The organism is Streptomyces coerulescens (genome assembly GCF_042657965.1).
Classification (GTDB): domain Bacteria; phylum Actinomycetota; class Actinomycetes; order Streptomycetales; family Streptomycetaceae; genus Streptomyces; species Streptomyces coerulescens.
In genome coordinates this window covers 297,707-319,176 of record NZ_JBHSKM010000001.1, presented here as the reverse complement: position 1 = coordinate 319,176, position 21,470 = coordinate 297,707, and the positions used below count along the sequence as shown (strand labels likewise).

At 72.4% G+C, this 21,470-nt stretch carries 11 protein-coding genes; 8 read left to right on the top strand and 3 right to left on the bottom strand.

The window, feature by feature from the left end; translation table 11 throughout:
• Window positions 1–26: 26 nt before the first annotated feature.
• From ACFPQ9_RS01380 to moeZ, 5 genes are all read left to right on the top strand, one after another.
• Window positions 27–1,745 (top strand): DUF3492 domain-containing protein, encoded by a 1,719-nt coding sequence (locus ACFPQ9_RS01380; RefSeq protein ID WP_380845100.1) that lies wholly within the window; start codon window positions 27–29, stop codon window positions 1,743–1,745.
• 176 nt (window positions 1,746–1,921) lie between these two features.
• Window positions 1,922–3,442 (top strand): hypothetical protein, encoded by a 1,521-nt coding sequence (locus ACFPQ9_RS01375; protein ID WP_380845097.1) that lies wholly within the window; start codon window positions 1,922–1,924, stop codon window positions 3,440–3,442.
• A 579-nt stretch (window positions 3,443–4,021) separates the two neighbouring features.
• Window positions 4,022–5,041, top strand: a complete 1,020-nt coding sequence (locus ACFPQ9_RS01370; protein ID WP_380845094.1) for an NAD-dependent epimerase/dehydratase family protein — start codon at window positions 4,022–4,024, stop codon at window positions 5,039–5,041.
• A complete protein-coding gene (locus tag ACFPQ9_RS01365; RefSeq protein ID WP_380845091.1) occupies window positions 5,029–5,808 on the top strand; it encodes a spherulation-specific family 4 protein in 780 nt (259 codons plus the stop codon). Before ACFPQ9_RS01370 ends, ACFPQ9_RS01365 begins: the two co-directional genes overlap by 13 nt.
• Before the next feature lie 63 nt (window positions 5,809–5,871).
• Entirely contained in the window at window positions 5,872–7,050 is a 1,179-nt protein-coding gene (gene moeZ / locus ACFPQ9_RS01360) for an adenylyltransferase/sulfurtransferase MoeZ (protein WP_380845088.1), read from the top strand.
• Window positions 7,051–7,133: 83 nt separating this feature from the next.
• On the opposite strand, the gene ACFPQ9_RS01355 is transcribed toward moeZ, so the two are convergent.
• The 3 genes from ACFPQ9_RS01355 to ACFPQ9_RS01345 form a co-directional block, all read right to left on the bottom strand.
• Window positions 7,134–8,684: an alpha/beta hydrolase gene (locus ACFPQ9_RS01355; protein ID WP_380845085.1), complete on the bottom strand. Its 1,551-nt coding sequence runs from the start codon at window positions 8,682–8,684 to the stop codon at window positions 7,134–7,136.
• Between the two features lie 144 nt (window positions 8,685–8,828).
• The gene (locus ACFPQ9_RS01350; RefSeq protein ID WP_380845082.1) at window positions 8,829–10,379 is read right to left on the bottom strand and encodes an alpha/beta hydrolase; all 1,551 of its coding nucleotides are present in this window, start codon (window positions 10,377–10,379) and stop codon (window positions 8,829–8,831) included.
• Between the two features lie 232 nt (window positions 10,380–10,611).
• Window positions 10,612–13,434 (bottom strand): lysylphosphatidylglycerol synthase transmembrane domain-containing protein, encoded by a 2,823-nt coding sequence (locus ACFPQ9_RS01345; protein ID WP_380845079.1) that lies wholly within the window; start codon window positions 13,432–13,434, stop codon window positions 10,612–10,614.
• A 186-nt stretch (window positions 13,435–13,620) separates the two neighbouring features.
• On the opposite strand from ACFPQ9_RS01345, the gene ACFPQ9_RS01340 reads away from it, so the two are divergent.
• From ACFPQ9_RS01340 to ACFPQ9_RS01330, 3 genes are all read left to right on the top strand, one after another.
• Window positions 13,621–14,070 carry an MGMT family protein gene (locus ACFPQ9_RS01340; RefSeq protein ID WP_380845076.1) on the top strand — a complete coding sequence of 150 codons (450 nt, stop codon included), beginning with the start codon at window positions 13,621–13,623 and terminating at the stop codon, window positions 14,068–14,070.
• Window positions 14,071–14,381: 311 nt separating this feature from the next.
• Window positions 14,382–17,819, top strand: coding sequence for an ATP-dependent helicase (locus ACFPQ9_RS01335; protein ID WP_380845073.1), 3,438 nt, complete (start codon window positions 14,382–14,384; stop codon window positions 17,817–17,819).
• A gap of 130 nt (window positions 17,820–17,949) precedes the next feature.
• Window positions 17,950–21,462, top strand: coding sequence for an ATP-dependent helicase (locus ACFPQ9_RS01330; protein ID WP_380845070.1), 3,513 nt, complete (start codon window positions 17,950–17,952; stop codon window positions 21,460–21,462).
• The last annotated feature ends 8 nt before the right edge of the window (window positions 21,463–21,470 follow it).

Here is a 21,470-nt window from a genome sequence, read left to right as displayed (position 1 = left end):
CCTTAAGGGAGATCGGGGGTGTACTCGTGCGCATCGGACTGATTGCGGAGGGTGGCTATCCGTATGTGAGCGGTGACGCCAGGCTCTGGTGCGACCGGCTCGTGCGCGGGCTCGGCCAGCACGAGTTCGACATCTACGCGCTCAGCCGCAGCGAGCGCCAGGAGGACGAGGGCTGGGTCCCGCTGCCGGCGCAGGTCAGCCGGGTGCGCACCGCGCCGATGTGGTCCGCCGAGGACGACGGAGTGGTGTACGGCCGTCGGGCGCGCCGGCGATTCGCCGAGTGCTACGGCGAGTTGGCGGCCGTGCTCTGCGCGGGCGGCGGCAGAAGTTCCGACGACGCCTCCGAGGGCGCGTCGGCCATTGAGGCGGACCGTTTCGGCAGCGCGCTGTACGGTCTCGCCGAACTCGCCCGCGACGAGGGCGGCCTGGTGGGAGCGCTCCGCTCCGAGGCCGCCGTACGCGCCCTGGAGCGCGCCTGCCGGTCCCGGGGTGCCCTGCGGACGGCGCGCGAGGCGCGTGTGCCCGATCTGCTGGCCGTCGCCGCGCATCTGGAACGCGCCCTGCGCCCGCTCTCGCTCGACTGGTACGAGGACGACGGCCTGGGTGCCGCCGACCTCTGCCACGCCACCGCCGGAGGCTCAGCGGCCCTGCCCGGACTGCTCGCGCACCACTTCTGGGGCGTACCGCTGCTGCTGACCGAGTACGGCGTCCGGCTCCGCACGCACTATCTGGCCACCCCCGACTCCTCGCCGGCCGTGCGCTCCCTGCTCGCCGCCTTCCACGGCGGACTCGCCGCCGAGACCTACGCGCGGGCCGCCCTCGTCACGCCCGGCAATGGCCACGCCCGCCGCTGGCAGGAACGGTGCGGCGCCGACCGCGCCAAGCTCCGCACGGTCTACCCCGGCATGGACGCCACCCGCTTCGCGGAGGTCGGCGAGAGCGCGGAGCACGCGCAGTGCGCGGACCCCGACTCGCTGGTCTGGGTCGGCCGGGTCGAGCCGACCAAGGACCTGGTGTCGTTGCTGCACGCCTTCGCCGAGGTGCGCAAGGAGGAGCCGAAGACGCGGCTGCGGATCGTCGGCAGCCCGGCCGGCCCGGAGGGCGCCGCCTACCTCGGCCACTGCCGGGCGCTGGCCGCGCAGCTCTTCCCCGACGAGGCGGAGGGCCCGCACCGGGTCGGCGACAACCCGGTCTCCTTCGAAGAGATCGGCGCCCCGGACATCCCGGCCCTGGCCGACGCGTACGCCGCGGGCGCGGTGACCGTCCTGTCCAGCGTCGTCGAGGGCTTCCCCATCGGTCTGGTCGAGGCCATGTTCTGCGGTCGCGCGACGGTGTCCACGGACGTCGGCGCGGTGGTGGAGGTCATCGGCGGCACGGGCCTCGTCGTACCGCCGCGCAATCCGCGGGCGCTCGCGGAGGCGTGCGTGGCGTTGCTGCGCGACCCCGAGCGCCGCGAACGCCTGGGCGCGGCGGCACGCGCGCGTGCGCTCGAACTGTTCACCGTCGAGCAGAACGTCGCGGCGTTTCACGGCATCTACCTGGAGATCGTCTCGCGCACTCCGGTCCGCCGTGTCGTCCTCGACGAGGCAGGCGAACCCCTGCCCTTCGCCGTCCCGGCCGAGGCCCATGTCCCCGGCCGCTGGACCGAACGCACCCCCCGCCTGGCGGCCCGCGGCACCCCACCCCGCCCACCGGGCACGCCCGTACGCGCCACGGCCATCCCTGCGCCGGAGGGCGCGCGATGAGCGGGCGGGGCGAGGGGTGGCGTGTGAGGGACGGTTCTGGGGACGGCGGGGAGGTGATGAGCGGCCTGGGTGCCTACGGGGATGTGGTGGGTGGCCGCGGTGCCTACGGGGATGTGGTGAGTGGCCGCGGTGCCTACGGGGATGTGGTGAGTGACCCTGGTGACCGAGGGGACGTCATGAGTGGTCTCCGCGACGGGGGACGCGCGGCGAGCAGCCTGGGTGGGTTCGACCGGCCCGCTGCCCCGACCGGCCACGGAGCATGGGACGAGCGGTCGGAGGAGTGGCTCGCGGCGGACAAGGCCGTACGGGACGACGCGGCCGATGCTCCGTCCCTCACGGCGAACGAAGCCGTACGGGACGTCGCGGCCGATGCTCCGTTCCTCACGGCGGACGAGGCCGTACGGGACGTCGCGGCCGATGCTCCGTTCCTCACGGCGGACGAGGCCGTACGGGACGTCGCGGCCGATGCTCCGTTCCTCACGACGGACAAGGCCGTACGGGACGTCGCGGCCGATGCTCCGTCCCTCACGGCGAACGAAGCCGCACGGCACGACCCGACCGGTGCTCCGTCCGCGACGCCCGCCGACGAGCCGTCCCTCGCCCCTCGCCCCAACCGTCGAGGCGGCGCCGACCCGGTCAAGGCGCTGATGCACCGCCACCGCGACCTGTGCGAACGCGCGGTGGACCCCCTGGAGATCGCGGCCGGCCTCGAAGCTCACGGCGTCACCGACCGCACGGCTGCCCGCTTCCTGCACCGGGACGTCTTCTCCCTGGCGGAGGAGATGTACGCCCGGACGTCCCGAGACACGGACACACCCCAGGGCACCCGGCCCTTCACCACCCCCCGCGCACGAGCGGACTGGCTGCTCCTCACCCTCCTCCCCGGAGCCCTCTGCGCGGCGGCCGTGACCGGCCTGCACCTCACCCATGGCCAGAACCGCCTGATCGCGGCCGCCGTGGGCGCCCTCGCCGTGATCCTCGCCCTGCGTGCGGCCCTCGCCCGAGGCCCCCTGGCCGGCCAACACGCCGTCCACCCGACGACGACCCGGATCTGCTGGCTCCTCGGCTACGCCCTCCTCGGTGACGGGCTCCTGCGGGCAGCCGTCACCGGCGGCCCCGACAGCCTCCCCGCCGGCACGTCCCACGGCCCCTGGCCCCTCGCCGTCGCCCCTGTCCTGGCCCTGGCCCTCTCCTGCGCCCCCGCCGCCTGGTGCGCCCACTTCCTCGCCGTACGGGCCCGCCACAAGCTCTCGGCCAGTCGGGCCCTGAAGGACTTCGCCACTTCGGCGAAGCCCCTGCTCCTGGCCACGCTCGCCCTCTATCTGGGTGCCCTTACGGCCCTGCTCGCGCTGACCGCCACCGCCCTCGACGAGCCCGCCGCCCCCGCCCAGACCCTCACGCTGGGCGCCCTCCTGCTCCTGGCCCGCCTCCTCACCATCCACGGCTTCACCCACGCCCCGGCCCTGGTCCTCACCGCGGCGGCCTCTGCCGAGGCGACCGCCCTGGCGACCGTTTTCGCCGCCCGTCTCCCCGGCTGCGCCTGGCTGGGGACCCCCGTCCAAGCCCTCCTCGATGTCTGGGGCCCGGCGGCCATCCCCACCACGGCCTGCGGAGCAGGCGCCCTGGCGCTGCTGCTGCACGCGATGCGCACGCTGACGCGAGCGTCCGCGCACACGAGGGCGGACGACGCATGCTGACGCACCACCGACCGACGAGCCGCCGCGCCGGTGTACGGCAGGAAGCGGACGCACCGCGGAGCGCCCGCCAGCCGTGGCCGGCCCTCGCATCGCCGTGGTCGGCCCTCGCACAGCCGCGGCTGGCCCTCGCATCGCCGTGGTCGGCCCTCGCATCGCCGTGGTCGGCCCTCGCACTGCCGTGGTCGGCCCTCGCATCGCCGCGGCTGGACCTCGCACCGCTGCGGTCGGCCCTCGCACCGCTGCGGTCGGCGCTCGCACCGCTGCGGTCGGCGCTCGCACCGCTGCGGTCGGCGCTCACACCGCCGTGGCCGGCGCTCACACCGCCGTGGCCCACCCCCACACCGCCGCGCATCCGACGGCACCGAGCCGTCACCGGACCGACCACGGACACCCCCGGCGCGGCCCCACCCGCGCGGCACGCCCGCAGGCCACGGCACGCGCACCCCCATCGAGCCGCGCGCGTCACCGCAGGCGGACACCCCCACAGAACTGCCGCAACCCTCCTGCCCGAAGTCCTCGAAGGAGACCCCCAATGATCACCTCCCGATCCGACCTCCCCTCGGCCCCGGGAGCCGCCCGATGAGAGTCCTGCTGATCGGAGCCAACGGCTATCTGGGCCGCTTCGTAGCCGACCGCCTCCTCGCCGACCCCGCGGTCCAACTCACCGCGCTGGGCCGCGGCGACGACGCCGACGTCCGTTTCGACCTCGCGTCCGGCAGCCCCGGAGCCCTCACCCGCTTCCTCGACGCGGTCCACCCCGGCGTCGTCATCAACTGCGCCGGCGCCACGAGGGGCGGTGCCCGCGAACTCACCCGCCACAACACCGTCGCCGTCGCCACCGTCTGCGAGGCCCTGCGCCGCAGCGGCTGCGGCGCCCGTCTCGTCCAGATCGGCTGCGGCGCCGAATACGGCCCGAGCCAGCCCGGCTCCTCCACCGCCGAGGACGCCGTCCCCCGCCCCGGCGGCCCGTACGGCGTCAGCAAACTCGCCGCCACCGAACTGGTCCTGGGCTCCGGCCTGGACGCCGTGGTCCTGCGCGTCTTCTCACCCGCGGGCCCCGGCACCCCCGCCGGCTCCCCCCTCGGCCGCCTCGCCGAAGCCATGCGCCGCGCCATGCAGTCGGGCGACGGCGAGCTCAAACTCACCGGCCTCGGCGCCCAACGCGACTTCGTCGACGTCCGCGACGTGGCACGCGCCGTGCACGCCGCCTCGCTCTCCGCCGCACAGGGCGTCATCAACATCGGCTCCGGCCGCGCCGTCCGGCTGCGCGACGCCGCAGCGATCCTCGCCCGCGTGGCCGGCTACGGCGGCGCCCTGCACGAACTCGACGGCCCGCCCGGCCCGTTGCGGCCCACCATCGGCCACCCGCGGTCCGACCCGGACCACGCGACCCATACGGCCCACGCGACCGCGCACACCGCACACGCGGTCCACTCGACCCACGCGGCCCACGGCGCCCCCGTCGCCTATCCGGACGGCTGCGGCAGCTGGCAGCAGGCCGACGTACGCACCGCACGCGACCGGCTCGGCTGGCGCCCCCGGATCAACCTCGAGGAGTCCCTGGGCGACATCTGGATGGAGGCGGCATGCCGTATCTGACCGGCATGAAACGGACCACGCCGAGCACCGGTCTGCACACCGGTCTCGGCGTGCCGGGCTATGCCCACCCCCTCCTCGCCCCCACCGAATGGGGCGAACTCACCCGCCCCGGCACCCCGCTGGACTGGGTCGTCCTCAACGTCGCCGACGGCCCCGGCGCCCGCCCCGACCCCCACTGCCTCGAAGCCGCGGGCCGGCTCCGCAACGCGGGGGTCCGGGTTCTCGGCCATCTCGACACCGCCCATCTCGACCGGGTGCACCTCGGCACCGCCCACGGCGCCCGGGTCTTCGGCGAGGTGATCTCCAAGGCACACCGCTATCTGGACTGGTACCGCGTCGACGGCTTCCTCCTGGACCGCTGCCCGACCGACGGCACCGCACTGCCCGAGGTACTGCGCACCATCACCACCCTGCGCGCGCTGCGTGACAAGGCCCACATAGTCCTGGGCCACGGCACCCACCCGCACCCCGGCTACGCCGAGTGCGCCGACCAGCTCGTCACCTTCTCCGGCGCATGGCGCGACTACCGCTGGTCGCAGGTCGCGGAGTGGACGGCGGACTATCCCCCCGACCGTTTCTGCCATTTCGTCCACGGAGTGCCCCTCGGCCACCTCGACGAGGCACTGCGCATCGCCCGCTGGCAGGGCGCCGCGACGATCTGGTTCACCGACCACACGGACCGCGGCGGCCGCGCCGACCCCTGGGAGACCATGCCCGGCTACTGGGACGAAATCGTCTCGCGGATCGGAACAGGTGTCTCGGAATGAAAAAGGCCATGGCACTGTTACCAGGAGAACAAATGTAGTGATCGACCGACCAACGGAGTCCCCGTGTCGCTGCCACCCCTGGTCGAGCCGGCCCCCGAGCTCACCGTAGACGAGGTTCGCAGGTACTCCCGCCACCTGATCATCCCCGATGTAGGGATGGACGGGCAGAAGCGGCTGAAGAACGCCAAGGTGCTCTGTGTGGGCGCCGGCGGCCTGGGCTCGCCGGCGCTGATGTACCTGGCCGCCGCCGGCGTCGGCACGCTCGGCATCGTGGAGTTCGACGAGGTCGACGAGTCGAACCTCCAGCGTCAGATCATCCACAGCCAGGCCGACATCGGCCGCTCCAAGGCCGAGTCCGCCCGCGACAGCGTCAAGGGCATCAACCCGTACGTGAACGTGGTCCTGCACGAAGAGCGGCTCGAGGCCGACAACGTGATGGACATCTTCAGCCAGTACGACCTGATCGTCGACGGCACCGACAACTTCGCGACCCGCTACCTGGTCAACGACGCCTGCGTGCTGCTGAACAAGCCGTACGTGTGGGGCTCGATCTACCGCTTCGACGGCCAGGCCTCGGTCTTCTGGTCCGAGCACGGCCCCTGCTACCGCTGCCTGTACCCGGAGCCGCCGCCGCCGGGCATGGTGCCCTCCTGCGCCGAGGGTGGCGTGCTGGGCGTGCTGTGCGCGTCCATCGGCTCCATCCAGGTCAACGAGGCCATCAAGCTGCTCGCGGGCATCGGTGAGCCGCTGGTCGGCCGCCTGATGATCTACGACGCCCTGGAGATGCAGTACCGCCAGGTCAAGGTCCGCAAGGACCCGAACTGCGCCGTGTGCGGCGAGAACCCGACGGTCACCGAGCTCATCGACTACGAGGCCTTCTGCGGCGTCGTCTCCGAGGAGGCCCAGGAGGCGGCCGCCGGCTCGACGATCACTCCCAAGCAGCTCAAGGAGTGGATCGACGACGGCGAGAACATCGACATCATCGACGTCCGCGAGATCAACGAGTACGAGATCGTCTCGATCCCCGGCGCCCGTCTGATCCCGAAGAACGAGTTCCTCATGGGTACCGCCCTGGAGAGCCTCCCGCAGGACAAGAAGATCGTCTTGCACTGCAAGACGGGTGTCCGCAGTGCGGAAGTCCTGGCGGTCCTGAAGTCCGCGGGCTTCGCCGACGCCGTCCACGTGGGCGGCGGCGTGATCGGCTGGGTCAACCAGATCGAGCCGGACAAGCCGGTCTACTGAGCGAACGGCCTCGCCGTCAGGGCGGGTCCTGCTCCAGCGGCGGGGGCTTCGCGCACCATGGGTGCCCGGAGCCCCCGCCGTCGTCATGAGCAGACCTTGCCGTCCTTCGGCACCCTGCCCTGGAGCAGATAGGCGTTCACCGTGGAGTCGACGCAGTCGCTGCCCTTGCCGTACGCGGAGTGGCCCTCGCCGTTCCAGGTGAGTGTCACACCGACACCCTTGCCGAGTTCGTCGGCCATCCTGCGGGTGCCCTCGTAGGGCGTCGCCGGGTCGCCCGTGTTGCCGACCAGCAGGATCGGTGGCGCACCCGGTGCGCTGACCTCCGGGGTGTCGTACTGTCCGGCCACCGGCCAGTCGTGGCACCAGCCGGCCGTGTCCCAGCCGAGCATGGGCCCGAACACCGGCGAGACCTTCTCGAACCGCGGCAGCAGCTTCCTCGTCTCCTCGATCGTCGGCCGCTGCTTGTCGTCCAGGCACGATATGACTCGTTGCGAGTGGGTCCCCGTGCCGTAGCGCCCCGACGCGTCGCGGTCGTTGTAGTCGTCGCCGAGCGCCAGCAGTTCCGTGCCGTCGCCCCGCTCGGCCGCCGCCAGGGCGCTGGTCAGGGTCGGCCAGCTCGCCTCGCTGTACAGCGGCCGGATGATGCCGGTGAGCGCGAGCGACTCGGTGAGCTTGCGGTCGGACGACGTGGGCAGCGGGTTCGCGTCGATCCGCTTCAGTAGGTCCACGATCTTCTGCGTGCCCTCTTCGGCGCCCTGGCCGGTGGACTTCAGGTAGTTGTTCAGCGCCCGCTGGAAGCCCCTGGCCTGGTTCTCGGTGTGTCCCTGCGAGTCGGCGCTCGGGTCGACGACCGCGTCCAGGATCATCCGCCCGACGGTGCGAGGGAACAAGTGGGCGTAGACGCCGCCCAGTTCGGTGCCGTAGGAGATGCCGAAGTAGTGCATCTTCCGGTCGCCGAGGACCTGGCGGATCAGATCCATGTCGCGGGCGGTGTCGGTGGTCGACACATGCGCCATCAGCTTCCCCTCGGCCTTCTGGCAGCCCTGGCCGAAGGCGGCGGCGTCCTGGAAGTAGGCGGTCTCCTCGGCCGCGGTGTCCGGGGTGATGTCTACCGACTCGGAGGTCTGGATCTCCTCGTTGCTGCGGCACCGCACGCCCTCGCTGGCACCTACCCCGCGCGGGTCGAAGCTCACCAGGTCGTACCGCTTGGCCAGTTCGGAGGTGTTGGTGGCGTACCACGGCATCGTGGACACCCCCGAGCTGCCGGGGCCACCGAAGTTGAAGAGCAGCGAGCCGATGCGGTCGTCGCCCGTGGCCTTCGTGCGGATCAGCGCGACGCCGATCGTCCTGCCGTCCGGCTTCGCCCAGTCCAGCGGCGTTTTGAGCGTGGTGCACTGCCACTCGTCGCCCGGCGCCGGGGAGTCCCCGGTCGCCCTGCAGTCACCCCAGTCGAGCTTCTGCGAGGTCAGTGAGGACGGCAATGTGGTGGCGGCCGGGCCGGTGGTGGGCGTCGATGAACCCGCGTCGCTCGTACTGTCACCGGCCCGCGCGCCCTCGGACGAGCTGCCGCTGCACCCCGTCGCCAAGAGCGCGGAGGCGGCCGCCACGGCCGCCCACCGTACGAAACGCGTCATGTCGCTTCCCCCCTCGCAGGCCGTCCGCGCTGTGCCGCGGATGGCGGTCAGGCCATAGTAGGCGGATCACGAATTGACCGTCGCAGCCTGTGGATAACTCTCTGACCTGCGGATTCTTATGAGTTGAGGTCCGTCGGATCGGTCTCAGGAACAGACCGTGCCGGCCGTCGGGACCTTCCCGTCCAGCAGATAGCCGTTGACCGCGTCCTGCACGCACCGGTTCTTGCTGTTGTAGGCGCCGTGCCCCTGCCCCTTGTACGTCAGCTCGACGCCGACGCCCCTGCCGAGCGCTTGCGCCATGTTCCGCGCGCCCTCGTAGGGCGTGGCAGGGTCGCCCGTGTTGCCCACGACGAGGATCGGCGACGAACCGGCCGCGCTGACGTCGGGACGTTCGGCGGCGCCCGCCACCGCCCAGTCGGTGCAGCTGAGCATGGACCAGGCGAAGCCCACGCCGAACACGCTCGAGGCCGACTGGAACTCGGGCAGCTTCCTCTGCACGTACTCGGGGGTGTACCGCGGTTTTTCGTCGGCGCAGTTGATCGAGACGTTGGCGGCGGCGACGTTGCTGTACTCGCCGTTCTCACTGCGCCCGTTCAGCGAGTCGGACAGCAGTAGAAGGATCCTGCCGTTGCCGTCGTAGGCCTCCTGGAGACCCTGGGTGAGGTAGGGCCACAGGTCCTTCGAGTACAGCGCCTGCAGGATGCCGCTGGTCGCGGCGGACTCGGTCAGCTCGCGCGGGAAGATCCCCTCGATGGGCTTGCTGTCGAGGTCCTTCAGCAGTTTCGCGATGCGGGCCTTGACGTCCTCGGCGGTGTCCCCGATCGGGCAGTCCTCGACCTGGGACGTGCAGTCGGCGGCGAAGTTGTCGAGCGCGAGCTGGAATCCCGCGGCCTGGGCGAGCGATCCCTGCTCGGAGTTCTGCGTCGGGTCGACCACCGCGTCGAAGACCGCGCGGCCCACGTTCCTGGGGAACAGGTGGGCGTAGACGCCGCCGAGTTCGGTGCCGTACGAGAAGCCGAAGTAGTGCAGTTTGTCGTCACCGAGGACCTGGCGCATCAGGTCCATGTCGCGGGCGGCGTCAGTGGTGCGCACACGCGGCAGCATCTCCTCGGAGTTCTTCTCGCAGGCCGCGTTGAACTGCCTGGTGCCGTCCACCAGCTCGGTCCGCTCGGCGGCGTCGTCCGGTGTGCTGTCCTGCTGGAAGTAGGCGTCGAGCTGCTGGTCGTCCTCGCACAGCACCGGCGCGCTGCGGCCGACCCCGCGGGGGTCGAAGCTCACCAGGTCGTAGCGGGTGCGCAGTTTCTCGTACTCGGCGCCGAAGGAGGGCAGTGTGGTGACTCCGGAGATGCCGGGTCCACCGAAGTTGAAGATCAGCGATCCAATGCGCCCGTTCTCGCCGCCGCTGGACTTCACCCGGATCAGGTCGATGCCGATCGTGTCGCCCTTGGGGTCGTTCCAGTCGAGGGGCGCCTTCATCGTGGCGCACTGCCAGGTGCCGTCGTCCGGCAGCGGGGACGGGCTGCTTCCGCCGCCCTGCGCCTGGGAGGGGGCCGGGCAGTCCTTCCAGCTCAGCTCCTGAGCCGTCAGGTCCTCGTCGTTCCCGGAGTCGTCGTCGCTGCAACCGGCCAGCAGGGAGGACAGCAGCAGAGCGGTGGCGGTCAAGGCCGCGGCGCGCATCCGGGGAGGCTTCGGCATGGTCCCATCCTGAGGTCGCACGAGGTGGGGCGCTCGGGGCACAGGCCGTACGAGGTACGACGGCGCCTCACCTTCCGGGCCCTTACAACGTACGGCGGCACCTCACCTTCCGGACCCTTACAACGTACGGCGACCGGGTCCTCGTACGACAAGCCCTCCCGGGGTCTCTCGTACGACGCGCCCGCCGCCGATGCCTGCCCGGCCCGCACAGCCTCCCGTGCGCCCTCTCGCGCTACAGAGCGCCCTTACGGGTCAGGTGGTTGAACGCCAGCCAGCCCGGCAGGACCGGCAGCCACAGGGTCAGCAGACGGAACAGCAGGACCGCAGGCGCGGCGACCTCGCTGGGCAGGCCCACGGCGATCAGACCGACGGTCAGCGTCGCCTCCACGGCTCCCACACCGCCCGGCGTGGGGGCGGCGGAGCCGAGCGCGTTGCCCGCGAGGAAGACGACCGCGACGCTGGCGATGCTGAGTGATGTCCCCTCGCTGCCGAACGCCCGGATCGACGCGTCCAGGCACATCACGAAGCAGGCCGTCAGCAGCAGCATGCCGCCGATGCCGGTGACCAGCTTCTGCGGCCGCTGGAGCACATCGAGCATGCGCGGCACGACACCCGCGAACAGCGACCTCACGCGCGTGACGACGAATTTCCGCAGGAACGGCACCGAGGTCACCACGAGCACCAGCACCGCCACCGTCAGCAGACCCGCGATGACGGTGCGGGACGGCGACAGCGACGGCGTCTTCTCGGTGCCGGTCAGATAGCCGAAGGACAGCAGCATCAGGATGTGGCAGCCGAGCCCGAACAGCTGCGAAGCGCCGACACTCGCCACCGCGAGCCCGGGCCGCACTCCCGCGCGCTGGAGGAAGCGCGTGTTCAGGGCGACGCCACCGACCGCGGCCGGCGCGACGATCTTCACGAACGACCCCGCGACCTGCGCCGCCACGGTCCGCCGGAACGGCACCCGCTCGGGCACGAACCCCAGCAGCGCCATCGCCGCCGCGAAGTAGCTGGCCGCCGAGAACAGCACGGCCGCGGCCACCCAGCCCCACTGCGCGTTGGCGACGAGCGGGCCGAACTCGATGTGCGTGAGCTGCGTCAGCAGGAAGTACGCGCCGATGGCACCGGCGATGAGGCTGATCAGCGTGCGTGGACGCACCCGCTCCAGACGGGCCGGCTCGACCGGCGCCTGCGGCCTGATGCGCAGCACCGCGTGCCGGATCTGCGTCAAGAGGTCCTCCTCGCGCGCCTCCTCCACGGCATCGTCGATCGCCCGCTTCTCCGCTCGTGCCTGCGCCCTTACGGTCTTCTTGTCGGGCTTGTCGAGGCTGGTGCCGGGCTTGTCGACCGGGGCCTCGGTGTCGTCCGCGGCCTCCTCGCTACGGGCGTGCTTGGCCTGCCGGGACGCCTCCAGAACCGCCTCGCGCTCGCGCTGGGCCCGCTCACGTGCGAGCCGGCGCAGCGTCGCGCGCGTGGAGCGGCTCAGCGCGATGGGCTGGAGCATCGGCAGACAGTCGGCCACGGCGTCGGGGCCGAGCACGCTCACCGCCGAGGCCACCGCGCGCTCGGCACCGACGCGCAGGCCGAGCGTCACCAGCAGCTGGGAGATGTCCATCCGCAGCAGCAGAGTGTTGGCCGCGATCTCACCGATCCGCAGATCTGTGATGATCACTTTGCCGGAACGATCCACCAGAATCGCGTCGCCGACGAGCCTGCGATGCGCGATCCGCCGCGACTGCAATGCCTTGACCTGGCGCCAGGTGCCGTGCAGCAGATCGTCGGTGATCTCCTCGTCCGACAGCGAGTCAAGGGTGTGCCCGCCGGTGTGCTCGTAGACCAGCATCACGGCGTCCGGGCCGAGCTCGGAGGTGGCGATCAGCTTGGGCGCGTTCGCACCGGCCGCGATGGCCGCGTAGGCGAGCAGGGCCTCCTGCTCCAGGGCCTGCCGCAGCGACTGCAGGCTGCTGCGGGTGGCGAAGCCGCGCAGCGTCAGATTGCGCCACGCGCGATAGAAGAAGCCCTGAGCCTGCTGCTCCCGGTCGACCACCGTCACATCGAGCGGCGGACCGTCCTCGAGCGTGACGAAGTAGCGTCGGCCGCGGTCGGTGGTCTCCTGGGTCTCGGAGAGCTCCTCGCGGGCCGCGCTCACCGGGCGGAAGCCGACGTGCCTGAGGCCCGCCATCAGCGTCCGGCCGGTGGGGCGGACATTGGGCGAGCCGACCGCGTACAGCGTGCCGTAGGCGACGGTCCAGCCGATCAGCAGCGTCAGGACGATCGAGAACGGCGTGGTGTAGCCGGTGACCAGCATGGAGAACGCGTACAGGATCAGGACCGCCCACAGCACCGCACGCCAGCGCGGTCTGCGGGACATGCCCACCGCCGTCATGTAGGCGATGACCGGCGCGAGATAGCCGTGCACCGGGTCGGTGAGGGAGCCGACGTCGCCGGGGGCGGGCTGGGTGAGGGCGTCGCGGATGGAGTCCGGGGCGGCCCGTGCGACCCACAGGTCGGTGGCGAGCGTCACTCCGTGGGCGAGGACCGCCGCGAGGACGCCGTCGGCGATACGCAGCCCGTCGCGCTTGATCAGGCGCTCGATCGCGAAGGCGACCGGCACCAGCAGGATCGCGATGCTGGAGACCAGCCCGGCCATCTTGCTGAACACGTCGGGCGCCTGCCCGGTGCCCTTGTTGATGTCCTGCTCGAGTCCTGAGGTCGTGCCGTGCGCGAACGCCGCGATCGCGAGCAGCAACGCGATGCCGAGCACGCCCACCAGGAGCCGCATCAGGTCCGACGGACGATGCACGCGCGCGGGGAGCAGCGGTTCGTCGCCCTCGACCTCGTCGGCGTGCACCTCGTCGAGTTCGAGGTCGTAGGCGGCCTTCCCCTCGACGGCCTTGCGGCCCGCCTCGCTGGGGTCGGTGCTTTTGCCGGCCTCGTGCTTCCTGCCGTCGTCGCGGTCGGCGGCGTCCTTCTTGCCGGCGTTCACGGTGCCAGGGCGCGACGAAGCGTCAGAGGTGCTCTCCGCATCCTCCGGGTGCACACCCTGCTGCTTCATCGTCTCTTCTTGATCTCGTATCACCAGTCACCGCCCGCACGATGGTGGCATGCTCCACCGACACACGGGGGCATCAGGGTGCAAATGCGGGGGCGCACAGTCTGCCGGAAGCGCCGCCGCAGGGCGAGGGATACGCACAGTGGCGAGCGCGTCACATTGTCGGTGCCGTGGGGCAGGATGGGGCGGATGAGCGAGGAGAGCCTCCCGGACGACGCCCGCCCGGCCCAAGACGACGCCCGTCCGGAGTACGCCGAGACCGCCCCGGAGTCCGCCGATACCGGCCCGGAGCACGCCGGCGAGCTGCCGGAGTACGCCGAGCGGGTCCTCGAGGTCAGCGAGCTGATCCCGCCGGGGCGCGTCATGACGTACGGAGACGTCGCCGAATGGCTGGAAGAGGGCGGTCCCCGGCAGGTCGGCCGGGTGATGGCCCTCTACGGAGGAGCCGTGCCGTGGTGGCGCGTGGTCCGCTCGGACGGCGTCCTGCTGCCCGGACACGAGCTCAGAGCCCTGGAGCAGTACCGCGCGGAGGGCACGCCCCTGAAGGAGGCGAGCAGGGCCGCCGAGGGCCACCTGCCGCGCCTGGACATGAAGCGGGCGCGGTGGGACGGCGGCGGACGCGCACAGGGTCACACCTGACAGCTTCCGCCATCGGAGCGCCCGCCGTGTGACCCCTGATCCGTACGGGGGAAACAGGGCACGCGCGTGACATGACGTACGTTCGTTGTACGAGGGACGCACGTGACACGAGTGCCCTGAGGGATGAATCGGAAGCCCTGCTTCCGCACCATCCCGCGGCGTAGCGTCGGCTGCGCGTGTCCCCCTCACCCCGTGCCCACCGTCCTGCACACGCGAGGGGCCGTCCACCCGTCACCCGACCACGACCCAGCGAAGACGGCGCTCCGCGCCGGCAGTGACAACCTGCACTCCCACCAGGACCGGCGAACCACGTGAGCTCCTCTTCCTCCACCAGGCGCCTGTCGCACCCCCAGGTGCGACAGGGGACCCGTGGCGCTTACCGCCTGGTGCGTACCCCTGCGGTCCGAGTGGCTCCCCCTCGTCTGGACGCCGCACAGAGCGCCGTGGTTGACCACGACACCGGCCCGATGCTCGTCCTCGCAGGTCCGGGCACCGGCAAGACCACCACGCTCGTCGAGTCGGTGGCGGCACGCATCGCCCGCGGCGGGGACCCCGAGCGCGTCCTGGTGTTGACGTTCAGCCGCAAGGCCGCGGTGGAACTGCGCGACCGCATGGCGCTGCGCACGGGGGCGGCCCGCGCGCCCCGGGCGACGACGTTCCACTCGTTCTGCTACGCCCTGGTCCGCGCCCACCAGGACAGCGACCTGTTCACGGAGCCGCTGCGGCTGCTGTCCGGCCCCGAGCAGGACGTGACCGTCCGCGGGCTGCTCGCGGGCCAGCCGGACCTGGAGCGGCTCGGACTGGCCCATGTGCGCTGGCCGGACGACCTGCGCGCCTGCCTGACCACCCGTGGCTTCGCCGACGAGGTCCGCGCGGTCCTCGCCCGCAGCCGCGAGCTGGGCCTCGCCCCCGACGCCCTGGACGCCTTCGCCCGCCGCATCGGCCGCCCCGACTGGCGCGCCGCGGCCGCCTTCCTCGCCGAGTACCTCGACGTGCTCGACCTGCAGGGCGTGCTCGACTACGCCGAACTCGTCCACCGCGCGGTGCTCCTCGCCCGCCGCCCCGAGACCGCGGCGCGACTGGCCGCGCAGTACGACGCCGTGTACGTCGACGAGTACCAGGACACCGATCCGGCGCAGGTACGGCTGCTGCGGGCGCTCGCCGGCGACGGCCGCAACCTGGTCGCGTTCGGCGACCCCGACCAGTCGATCTACGCGTTCCGGGGCGCCGACGTGAACGGCATCCTGGAGTTCCCGCACGCCTTCCCGCGCGCGGACGGCCGCCCCGCGCCCGTCCAGGTGCTGCGCACCTCCCGCCGCTCCGGCGCCGGCCTGCTGACCGCGACCCGGCTGCTGACCCAGCGCATGCCGCTGACCCGGCTCCCGGCGGAGAAGGTACGCGCGCACCGCGAGCTCGCCCCGGTCCGCGAGGGCGGCCGCGTCGAGGTCTTCACCTACCCGACGCCGGGCACCGAGCTGGACAACATCGCCGACATCCTGCGCCGCGCCCACCTGGAGGACGGCGTGCCCTGGCGCGAGATGGCCGTGCTGGTACGCGCGGGGTCGCGCACGATCCCGACGGTGCGCCGAGCACTCACGGCGGCTGGGGTGCCCCTGGACATCGACGGCGACGACCTGCCGCTGCGGCACGAGCCTGCCGTAGCGCCCCTGTTGACGGCGTTGCGGGCGGTGGCCGTGGCGGAGGCGGCGGGCGGGACGGCAGGGGAGACCGGTCCCGAAGAGGCACCCTCCGGGAAGTCGGACGAGCCTCCGCCGGAGAAGCCTCTTTCGACGGAGGCGGCAGTGGTGGCCTCTTCCGCGGAGCCGGAAGGGACTGCCTCTGAAGCGTCCGCCCGGGAGGACGCCTGCTGGCTCGATACCGAGACCGCCCTCACCCTGCTCGCCTCCCCTCTCGCCGGCATGGACGCCGCCGACCTCCGCCGGCTCGGCCGCGCCCTGCGCGAGGAGGAGCGGGCCGCGGGCAACGCCCTGCCGCCGCCCTCGGACGACCTGCTCGCGCGGGCGCTCGCCGAGCCGGAGCGGCTGGCGGTGCACGACCCCACGTACGCGCGTGGCGCCCAACGGCTCGGCGCGCTGCTCCGCAAGGCCCGCGAACGCCTCGCGGGCGGCGGTACGGCCGAGGAGGCGCTGTGGGACCTGTGGGAGGGCACGCCGTGGCCCGCGCGCCTGGAGCGGACCGCGCGCCGTGGCGGCGCCGCCGGGCGTAATGCCGACCGTGACCTGGACGCCCTGTGCGCGCTGTTCGCGACGGCGGCCCGCGCGGAGGAGCGCACCGGCGGCCGGGGCGCCCTGAACTTCCTGGAAGAGATCGACGCCGAGGACATCGCCGCCGACACCCTCACACGACGTGCCGTACGCCCCGACGCCGTACGCCTGATGACCGCGCACCGCTCCAAGGGCCTCGAATGGCACCTGGTCGTCGTCGCAGGCGTCCAGGAGGGCCTGTGGCCCGACCTGCGCCGCCGCGGTTCCCTCCTGGAGGCCGACCGCATCGGCCGCGACGGACTCGCCGAGCCGCTCACCCCGGGGGCACTGCTGGCGGAGGAGCGCCGCCTGTTCTACGTCGCAGCCACACGCGCGCGTGAACGCCTGGTCGTCACAGCGGTGAAGGGCGCCGCCGACGACGGCGACCAGCCTTCCCGCTTCCTGACCGAGCTCGGCGTGGAACCCAGGGACGTGACCGGCCGCCCGCGCCGCCCGCTGTCCGTCGCCGCGCTCGTCGCCGAACTCAGGGCGACGACGGTCGACCCGCGCGCCTCCGACACGCTCAGGGAGGCCGCCGCGCACAGGCTGGCCCGGTTGGCGGCGCTCGCGGACGAGGACGGCCGCGCACTGGTCCCGGCCGCCCACCCGTACCGCTGGTGGGGCATGTTCGAGCCGACCGAGTCCAAGGTGCCGCTGCGCAACCGCGACCAGCCCGTCGTGCTCTCGGGCAGCGCCCTCGACCAGCTCGCCAACACCTGCGCCCTCCAGTGGTTCCTGGGTCGCGAGGTGAAGGCCGACGCGCCCGCCACCACCGCCCAGGGCTTCGGCAACGTCGTGCACGTCCTCGCCGACGAGGTCGCCTCCGGACACACCCCGGCCGACCTCGACGTCCTCATGGAACGCCTCGACTCCGTGTGGAACGCGCTGGCCTTCGACGCGCCGTGGAAGTCGGCGCAGGAGAAGGACAACGCGCGCGTGGCGCTCGAACGCTTCCTCAAGTGGCACGTGATGGACCGCGCGGGGCGCACCCCGGTGGCGAGCGAGCACGACTTCGACGTGACCCTGGAAGCCGGGGACTTCGAGGTACGCATCCGCGGTCAGATGGACCGCGTCGAGGCCGACGGCGAAGGACGCGCCTACGTCGTCGACTTCAAGACCGGCAAGCAGGCACCCAGTGCGGCCGAGGTGACCCGGCACCCCCAGCTCGCCGTCTACCAGCTCGCCGTCCGCGAGGGAGCCGTCGACGAGGCCTTCGACGGCGTGCGCCCCGAGCCGGGCGGCGCCGAACTCGTCCAGCTGCGTCAGGGCGCCGCCAAACGCGACGGCGGCGAGACCCTGCCCAAGGTGCAGGGACAGCGGCCCCTGGACGGCCCGGAGGGGGAGTGGGTCGGCGACCTGCTCGCCACGGCCGCGGGCAAGGTCCTCGACGAACGGTTCGCACCCAACGCGGGACAACACTGCACACACTGCGCGTTCCGGGCGTCGTGCAGTGCGCGACCCGAGGGGCGACACGTGGTGGAGTGACGCATCGTCAGCATCCGGAGTGATCGATATCCGGAGTGATCGATCACACCACCCGTGCTGACCTGTGCTTCTTCCGGCCCGAGAGGCGGTCTGGCATCCACTGTCAGTGCTCGCCGCTAGCCTTCCTGAGGTGTCCGCCCGTATCACCGATCCCGATCAGCTCAAGGAGCTCCTCGGCATCCCGTTCACCCCGGAGCAGACGGCCTGCATCACCGCGCCGCCCGCCCCGCAGGTGATCGTGGCCGGAGCCGGGTCGGGCAAGACGACGGTGATGGCGGCCCGCGTGGTGTGGCTGGTCGGCACCGGCCAGGTCGCCCCCGAACAGGTCCTCGGCCTGACCTTCACCAACAAGGCCGCCGGTGAACTCGCCGAACGCGTACGCAAGGCACTCGTCAAGGCGGGCGTCACCGACCCCGACGTCATCGACCCCGACAACCCGCCGGGCGAGCCGGTGATCTCCACCTACCACGCCTTCGCCGGCCGCCTGCTGACCGACCACGGCCTGCGCATCGGCCTCGAACCGACCTCCCGCCTCCTCGCCGACGCCACCCGCTATCAGCTCGCCGCGCGCGTGCTGCGCGAAGCCCCGGGCCCCTACCCGGCCCTCACCCGCTCCTTCGCCGACCTCGTCAGCGACCTCCTCAACCTCGACGCCGAACTCGCCGAGCACCTCGTACGGCCCGAGAGGCTGCGCGCACACGACGCCGAACTGCTGCTCACCCTCCAGAGCGCCAAACTCACCAACGCCGACCTGCGCAAGGTCCCCGAAGCGGCGGCGGCCCGCCGTGAACTCGCCGACCTGGTGGTCCGCTACCGCGCCGCCAAACGCGAACGCGACCTGCTCGACTTCGGCGACCAGATCGCCCTGTCGGCACAGCTCGCCCAGATCCCCGAAGTGGGCGGCATCCTGCGCGACGAGTTCCGCGTCGTCCTCCTGGACGAGTACCAGGACACCTCCGTCGCCCAACGCGTCCTCCTCGCCGGCCTGTTCGGCGAAGGCACCGGCCACCCCGTGACGGCCGTCGGCGACCCCTGCCAGGCGATCTACGGCTGGCGCGGCGCCTCCGTCGCCAACCTCGACGACTTCCCCGAGCACTTCGCCCACGCCGACGGCCGCCCCGCCACCCGCCAGGCCCTCAGCGAGAACCGCCGCAGCGGCGGCCGCCTCCTCGACCTCGCCAACGGCCTCGCGGAGCCCCTGCGCGCCATGCACGCGGGCGTGGAAGCCCTGCGCCCGGCGCCCGGCGCCGAACGCGACGGCATCGTCCGCTGCGCCCTGCTGCCCACCCACGCCGAGGAGATCGACTGGATCGCCGACTCCGTCGCCCACCTCGTGAACACCGGCAAGGCACCCGGCGAGATCGCCGTCCTGTGCCGCACGGCCACCGACTTCGCCGAGATCCAGGGCGCGCTCGTCGCCCGTGACGTCCCCGTCGAGGTGGTCGGCCTGTCCGGCCTGCTCCACCTGCCCGAGATCGCCGACCTGGTCGCCGTCTGCGAGGTCCTCCAGGACCCGGGCGCCAACGCCTCCCTGGTCCGTCTGCTCACCGGCCCCCGCTGGCGCATCGGCCCGCGCGACCTCGCCCTCCTGGGCCGCCGGGCACGCGTACTGGTGTCCCACGCGCGCGTGGACGGCGACGACGACCCCGACCGTCGGCTCGCCGAGGCCGTCGAAGGCGTCGACCCCGCCGAGGTCATCTCCCTCGCGGACGCCCTCGACACGTTCCTGGAGACACCGCTGGACGGCGACGGGGACGACGGGCTGCCCTTCTCACCGGACGCGCGCGTGCGCTTCGCCCGCCTCGCCACCGAACTGCGCGACCTGCGCCGCGCCCTGTCCGACCCGCTCATGGACGTCCTGCACCGCGTCCTCGCCGTCACCGGCCTGGAGGTCGAGCTGTCGGCCTCCCCGCACGCGCTGGCCGCCCGCCGCCGCGAGACCCTGTCCAACTTCCTCGACATCGCCGCCTCCTTCGCGGCCGGCGACAACGAGGCGACCCTGCTCGCCTTCCTCGGCTTCCTGCGCACCGCCGCCCAGTACGAGAAAGGCCTCGACAACGCCCTCCCCGGCGGTGAGAACACCGTCAAGGTGCTCACCGCGCACAAGTCCAAGGGCCTCGAATGGGACGTCGTCGTCGCCCCCGGCCTGGTCACCGGCACCTTCCCCAGCACCCAGGGCCGCGAGAAGTGGACCGCCCAGGCCAAGGTGCTCCCGCACGAACTGCGCGGCGACACCGACACCCTCCCCGACGTCGCCTCCTGGGACTCCCGCGGCCTGAAGACCTTCCAGGAGGCCATGAAGGACCACCAGCACACCGAAGAACTCCGCCTCGGCTACGTCACCTTCACCCGCCCCCGCTCCCTCCTCCTCGGCTCCGGCCACTGGTGGGGCCCCACCCAGAAGAAGCGACGGGGCCCCTCCGACTTCCTCCAGGCCCTCTACGACCACTGCGCGGCCGGATACGGCGAGATCGAGGCATGGACGGACGAACCGGCCGACGACGAGGAGAACCCGGCCCTGCACCGGGAGACCACCGACCAGCTGTGGCCCCTGCCCCTCGACCCGGCCGCCCTGACCCGCCGCCGCGCGGCCGCCGAGACCGTCCTGACCCACCTCGAGAACCTCGCAGCCCACGAAGACGGCCACCCCGCCGCGACCCACGACCCCGACACCTACGACGACCCGGACTGGCCCCCGCCACCGGACGACGACGAGGCGTTCGCCGACAATCCGCAGTTCGCCGACGATCCGCAGGACGAGGACCCCGAGGACTGGGACGCCTGGACCAGCGACCGCCCGACCCCGGCCACCCGGGCCGTCCCGACCACCCCGGCCATCCCGCACCAGGCACACCCCCCGGAGCCCCCCGCCCGCCCACACCCCGCACAACCGGCCCCCCTCACCCCCGAGGAGGCCCGCACCCTCGCCTCCTGGGACCGCGACCTCGACGCCCTCACCGGCGAACTCCTGCGCGCCCGCACGAGCGTCACGGACGTACCCCTGCCCGCCTCGCTCACCGTGTCCCAGCTGCTGCGCCTCGCCGCCGACCCCGACGGATTCGCGCAGGAACTCGCGCGCCCCATGCCGCGCCCCCCACAACCCGCCGCACGTCGAGGCACCCGATTCCACGCCTGGGTCGAAACCCGCTTCGAGGCGCTGACGCTGCCCATGCTGGAGCCGGACGACCTCCCCGGCAGCGAGGCAGAGATCGCCGACGAGCGCGACCTGGAGGCCCTCAAGGACGCCTTCGAACGCACCGAGTACGCCCACCGCACGCCGTACCGCGTCGAGGCTCCCTTCCAGGTCGCGATCGCCGGCCGCGTCGTACGGGGCCGTATCGACGCCGTCTACCGGACCGGCGACGGCGACGGGACGACGTACGAGATCGTCGACTGGAAGACCAACCGCGCCCCCACCGCCGACCCGCTCCAGCTCGCCCTGTACCGGCTCGCCTGGGCCGAGCAGCAGGGCGTACCCCTGGAGTCCGTCGACGCCGCGTTCCTGTACGTCCGCACCGGCGAAGTCGTACGCCCGGACGACCTGCCGGGCCGGTCGGCCCTGGAGCGACTGCTGAGCGAAGAGCCCGTCGACGAGATGAACTGTGAGGAACCGCCCAACCAGGATGTCGGTGCGGGCCGATAGGCTCGTGA

Coding starts and splice junctions, on each gene's coding strand:
- ACFPQ9_RS01340 (WP_380845076.1), top strand. CDS start 13,621: ATGAGCGAGGAGAGCCTCCCGGACGACGCCCGCCCGGCCCAAGACGAC.
- ACFPQ9_RS01370 (WP_380845094.1), top strand. CDS start 4,022: ATGAGAGTCCTGCTGATCGGAGCCAACGGCTATCTGGGCCGCTTCGTA.
- ACFPQ9_RS01345 (WP_380845079.1), bottom strand. CDS start 13,434: ATGAAGCAGCAGGGTGTGCACCCGGAGGATGCGGAGAGCACCTCTGAC.
- ACFPQ9_RS01375 (WP_380845097.1), top strand. CDS start 1,922: ATGAGTGGTCTCCGCGACGGGGGACGCGCGGCGAGCAGCCTGGGTGGG.
- ACFPQ9_RS01365 (WP_380845091.1), top strand. CDS start 5,029: ATGCCGTATCTGACCGGCATGAAACGGACCACGCCGAGCACCGGTCTG.
- ACFPQ9_RS01350 (WP_380845082.1), bottom strand. CDS start 10,379: ATGCCGAAGCCTCCCCGGATGCGCGCCGCGGCCTTGACCGCCACCGCT.
- ACFPQ9_RS01355 (WP_380845085.1), bottom strand. CDS start 8,684: ATGACGCGTTTCGTACGGTGGGCGGCCGTGGCGGCCGCCTCCGCGCTC.